Origin of the sequence: Methanococcoides sp. AM1, assembly GCF_900774055.1 — an archaeon.
In the GTDB taxonomy this organism is placed as follows: domain Archaea; phylum Halobacteriota; class Methanosarcinia; order Methanosarcinales; family Methanosarcinaceae; genus Methanococcoides.
This window is the reverse complement of sequence record NZ_CAAGSW010000033.1, coordinates 1-217: the sequence shown is the minus strand read 5'-3', so window position 1 is coordinate 217 and position 217 is coordinate 1. Positions and strand designations below refer to the sequence as shown.

1 protein-coding gene is annotated in these 217 nt (G+C 41.0%); it reads left to right on the top strand.

Translation table 11 applies throughout. The features are described from left to right. Positions 1 to 217: PKD domain-containing protein (locus E7X57_RS12265; RefSeq protein WP_135613299.1), on the top strand; the 217-nt coding region annotated here is incomplete at both ends.

Below are 217 nucleotides of genomic sequence, written 5' to 3'. Positions count from 1 at the left end.
ACTGAAGGCTATGCACCACTTACTGTTTCATTCACGGATCTCTCAACCAATGCAACGTCATGGTCCTGGGATATTGATGCTGACGGTACTGAGGATTACTCCAGCCAGAATATAATTCATACGTATGATACAGCTGGTTTGTATACTGTCAATCTTACTGTCAGTAATATTAATGGCACTGCTTCCGAAATCAAGACCGGTTATATCAATGTGACAT